The 5,051-nt window shown below is 63.6% G+C and carries 3 protein-coding genes and 1 tRNA gene; 3 read left to right on the top strand and 1 reads right to left on the bottom strand.

What is annotated here, in order from left to right:
• Positions 1–28: 28 nt before the first annotated feature.
• Entirely contained in the window at positions 29–724 is a 696-nt protein-coding gene (locus ACTHL0_RS01600; protein WP_440564825.1) for a DUF4136 domain-containing protein, read from the bottom strand.
• A 233-nt stretch (positions 725–957) separates the two neighbouring features.
• On the opposite strand from ACTHL0_RS01600, the gene pepN reads away from it, so the two are divergent.
• From pepN to ACTHL0_RS01585, 3 genes are all read left to right on the top strand, one after another.
• Positions 958–3,669, top strand: a complete 2,712-nt coding sequence (gene pepN, locus ACTHL0_RS01595; protein WP_440564824.1) for an aminopeptidase N — start codon at positions 958–960, stop codon at positions 3,667–3,669.
• 229 nt (positions 3,670–3,898) lie between these two features.
• Entirely contained in the window at positions 3,899–4,915 is a 1,017-nt protein-coding gene (locus ACTHL0_RS01590) for a class 1 fructose-bisphosphatase (RefSeq protein WP_440564823.1), read from the top strand.
• A 60-nt stretch (positions 4,916–4,975) separates the two neighbouring features.
• Positions 4,976–5,051, top strand: a tRNA-Thr gene (locus tag ACTHL0_RS01585).

Here is a 5,051-nt window from a genome sequence, read left to right as displayed (position 1 = left end):
CGCGACGATCGAAGCACACCGTACCCTACTACCGCGTCGCCGCGGCACCCGATGCACCCGCGGGCGCCGCTGCCGGCTGCCGCACCGGCACTTCGTTCGTCAGCCCCGCCCCGCGCTTGTCATAGCGCACGCGCACCGTGCGCACCGTCCCGTTTCCAAGCGGGAAATCGGCGAGCGCGCTGCGCACCAGATAGGGCATGGCACGCACGAGCGATGATTCTTCGTCGGTATTGCGTGCCGTCACGTTGTACATCTCCTTGCCCGTCGAACGATCGGTGATGCGGATACCGAGCGTATGCGTGAACACCGGGGAGGTTTGCGTCACGTAGTCTGGCGGCAACGGCCCGAACGGCCCCCAGGGACTGAACGGCCGCCAATAAGGGCCGGGCCACGGGTTTCCGTAGAACACGGGCTGCGTGACCGTGACCGTATCGCCGCGAATGTCGTAGGTCAGACCCACGAGATAGTGCGCGCTGGCACTCGGCACTTGCCGGAAGGCATAGGCCTCCAGCTCGTTCGCGACGAGCTGCTCGTAAGTGGCCTGCTCAATGCTGTTTTGCTGCGCGCTCGAGCGTGTGAACGCATACGTGCGCGTCGCATCGCTGCCGCTCCAATTGGAGAACGCCGTCACTTGCGTCGACACGTAAGTCGTGCAGCCCGACAGCAGCATGCCCGCCGCCGCGGCCGCCGGCATGATCGCCCGCCCAATCCGCTCCCACTTCATTTTGTTGTCCTCGCGTATCTCGATCTCGTACAGCTCGTCAACCCCCGCGCAGGTTTCGCGCGAAGATCGATGATACCGCCGACCGGGCCCCGCCTCCAAAGCCGCTAAAGCCGCTAAAGCCGCCAGACGTTTCGGCATGGATGCGCGCACCTTTGTACAATGGACGACTACCCTCGCGACGGGCCCGTACCGGGGCGCGCGAGCCAAAACCGGTTTCTTTCATCCCATCCGCCATGTCCGATACCGTCAATCCCGCTGTGATCCGCCGGGCCGACTATGCCGCGCCCGCCTTCCTCATCGATTCCGTCGCCCTTGAATTCGATCTCGTGCCCGAGCGCACGATCGTCAAAAATACGATGCGGCTGCGCCGCCATTCGGACAGCGGCGCGGCGCCGGCCGGATCGAATGGGCGTCTCGAGTTGATGGGCGAAGCGCTCGAGTTCATCGGCGCGGCAATCGACGGCAAGGCATTGCCCGCAAACGCGGTGCGCGCACACGAGCACGGCCTGACGATCGAGAACGTTCCCGATACGTTCACGCTCACGATCGAGAGCGCGTGCAATCCCGGCGAGAACACGACGTTGTCCGGGCTGTACGTATCGAGCGGCAATTTCTTCACGCAGTGCGAAGCCGAGGGCTTTCGCCGCATCACCTACTTCCTCGACCGCCCCGACGTCATGGCCACCTACACGGTCATCCTGCGCGCCGATAAAGCGGCCTACCCGGTGCTGCTCTCGAACGGCAACCTCATCGAGGAAGGCGAACTGCCCGACGGCCGTCACTTCGCGAAATGGGAAGATCCGTTCAAGAAGCCGAGCTATCTGTTCGCGCTCGTCGCGGGCAAGCTCGTCTCGATCGAAGAGCGCATTCGCTCAGGCTCCGGCAAGGAAAAGCTGCTGCAAGTCTGGGTCGAGCCGCATGACCTCGACAAGACGCGCCACGCCATGGATTCGCTGATCCACTCCATCCGCTGGGACGAAGCACGCTTCGGGCTCGAGCTCGATCTCGACCGTTTCATGATCGTCGCCGTGAGCGATTTCAACATGGGCGCGATGGAGAACAAAGGGCTGAACATCTTCAACACGAAGTACGTTCTGGCGAACCCGGAAACCGCGACCGATACGGATTTCGGCAACATCGAGGCTGTCGTCGGCCACGAGTACTTCCACAACTGGACGGGCAACCGTGTCACCTGCCGGGATTGGTTCCAGTTGAGCCTGAAGGAAGGGCTGACGGTGTTCCGCGATCAGGAGTTTTCGGCCGACATGCAAGGCGGCGCCACCGACGAAGCGGCGCGCGCGGTCAAGCGCATCGAGGACGTGCGCGTGCTGCGCCAAATGCAATTCGCCGAAGACGCGGGCCCGATGGCCCACCCGGTACGGCCCGAAAGCTACGTCGAGATCAACAACTTCTACACGATGACCGTCTACGAGAAAGGCGCGGAAGTCGTGCGGATGTACCAAACGCTGTTCGGCCGAGAAGGTTTTCGGCGCGGCATGGATCTGTATTTCAAGCGCCACGACGGGCAAGCCGTCACGTGCGACGACTTCCGTCATGCGATGGCCGATGCGAATGAGCGCGATCTGGCGCAGTTCGAGCGCTGGTACAGCCAGGCGGGCACGCCGCGCGTCTCGGTGCGTACGGCCTATGACGCCGCCGCGCAGCGCTACAGCGTGACGCTCGCCCAGGGCTATGGCGACGCAGCCCCGACGGCACGCGAAACGCAAACGGGCCCGCTCCTCATTCCGTTCGCGATCGGCCTGATCGGCAAAGATGGCAACGACATCGCGCTGCGCCTGGAGGGAGAAGCCGCCGCAACGGGTACGACGCGCGTGATCGAACTCACGGAGCGCGAACAGACGTTCACGTTCGTCGATGTCAAGGAAACGCCGCTACCCTCGCTGCTGCGCAACTTCTCGGCGCCCGTTATCGTCGAGTATGACTACACGAACGACGAACTGGCGTTCTTGCTCGCGCACGACAGCGATCCGTTCAACCGCTGGGAAGCAGGCCAGCGGCTGGCCACGCGCGAATTGCTGGCGCTGGCCGCGCGCGCAGCCGCGGGCGAGCCGCTTTCGCTTGATGATTCCACGGTCGCGGCGTTCGCCCGCGTGCTGACCGATGAGGCGCTTTCGCCGGCATTCCGCGAACTCGCCTTGATGCTGCCGTCGGAAGCGTATCTGGCCGAGCAAATGGCCGAGGCGGATCCGGCTGCCGTACACGCCGCGCGCCAGTTCGCCCGCAAACGTCTGGCGAACGCGCTCAAGCGTGAATGGCTTGCGACCTATGAACGCCATACGACACCCGGTGCGTACGAGCCGACGCCGCAGGCGGCCGGTCATCGCGCCTTGAAGAATCTCGCGCTGGCTTACCTGGCCGAAGCCGACGATCCGGCCGATGTCATCCGTCTTGCCAACGAGCAATACGACCACGCGAACAACATGACCGACCGCGCCGCCGCGCTCGCCGCTCTGTTGACGTCCTCGGCGACGGCGGGCGCCAGGGTGGCCGAACCCGCGCTCGACGATTTCTATCGCCGTTTCGAGAAAGAACCGCTCGTCATCGACAAGTGGTTCGCGTTGCAAGCCACGCAACGCGGCAGCGCTCGGCATCCGGTGATCGAGATCGTACGCAAGCTGATGGCGCACCCCGCGTTCACGCTGCGCAACCCTAACCGCGCGCGATCGCTGATCTTCAGCTTCTGCGCGGCGAACTCGGCCCAGTTCCACTCGGCTGACGGTTCGGGCTATGCGTTCTGGGCCGAACAGGTCATCGCGCTCGACGCGTTGAACCCGCAGGTCGCCGCGCGGCTCGCGCGCTCGCTCGAACTCTGGCGCCGTTACACGCCTGCCTTGCGCGAGCGGATGCGAGAAGCGCTGGAGCGCGTCGCCGCGCAGGTCAAATCGCGCGACGTGCGCGAGATCGTCGAGAAGGCGCTCGCGTAAGCGCACGATCGACGCGCTGCCCGGACGCGCACGCCAGCGCCCCGGCAGCCGCGATCCTTCATAGGAACGGTGCCCCGCCATCGCCGGGCGCCGTTCTTTTTTGCGCATACCGCTGGCTCTGCGCACCGCTGAAACGAACGTTCAGCGTACGGACGCTTACAAAAACGCGCGGCCAAGCCGCGCCCCGCGGTTAAAATCGTCGCATTCCCATGCCTTTCGGAGCACCGCAATGTCCTTGCAACGTCGCACTACCCTGACCAAATACCTGATCGAGCAGCAGCGAGAAACGAACAATCTGCCAGCCGACCTGCGCCTGTTGATCGAAGTGGTCGCGCGGGCCTGCAAACTCATCAGCTATCACGTAAGCAAGGGGGCGCTTGGCGAAGCGCTCGGCAGCGCGGGCACCGAGAACGTCCAAGGCGAAGTGCAGAAGAAGCTCGATGTGCTGTCGAACGAAATCTTGCTCGATGCCAACGAATGGGGCGGCAATCTCGCGGCGATGGCTTCCGAAGAAATGGAAACGCTGTTCCCGATTCCGTCGAATTATCCGCGCGGCGAATATCTGCTTGTGTTCGACCCGCTCGACGGCTCGTCGAACATCGACGTCAACGTCTCGATCGGCACGATCTTTTCGGTCTTGCGCTGCCCTGACGGCCAGGAAGCGACGGAGGAATCGTTCCTGCAGCCGGGCCGGCAGCAAGTGGCAGCGGGCTACGCCGTGTACGGCCCGCAGACGGTGCTCGTGCTGACGACGGGCAACGGCGTGAACTGCTTTACGCTCGACCGCGAACTGGGCTCATGGGTGCTCACGCACAACAACCTTCGTATCGCCGAAGACACGCGCGAATACGCGATCAACGCGTCGAACGCGCGTCATTGGTACGAGCCGGTGCAGCGTTATGTGGGAGAGCTGCTCGCTGGCACGACGGGGCCGCGCCAGACCGATTTCAATACGCGCTGGGTGGCATCGATGGTGGCGGACGTCCATCGCATCTTGAATCGCGGCGGCATCTTCATGTACCCGGCCGACAAGCGCACACCGGATAAGCCGGGCAAGCTGCGGCTCATGTACGAAGCGAACCCGATGGCGTTTATCGTCGAACAAGCAGGCGGTGCGGCCACGAACGGCGTCGAGCGCATTCTCGACATCCAGCCGAAGAGCCTGCACGAGCGCGTGGCGGTGTTCCTCGGCTCGAAGAACGAGGTCGATCGCGTGACGCGCTATCACCGCGAAGAAAAAAAATGACCGAAGGGGCTTGCGCACCTTCGAAAAGTGTCGCTATAATCGCGTTTCTCTGATGTTGATGCCGGAATAGCTCAGACGGTAGAGCAGCGCATTCGTAATGCGAAGGTCGGGGGTTCGATTCCTCTTTCCGGCACCA

The organism is Trinickia sp., from assembly GCF_051961175.1.
Taxonomy (GTDB): domain Bacteria; phylum Pseudomonadota; class Gammaproteobacteria; order Burkholderiales; family Burkholderiaceae; genus Trinickia.
The sequence above is the reverse complement of the archived record's forward strand: the minus strand, read 5'-3'. Positions and strand labels throughout refer to the sequence as shown.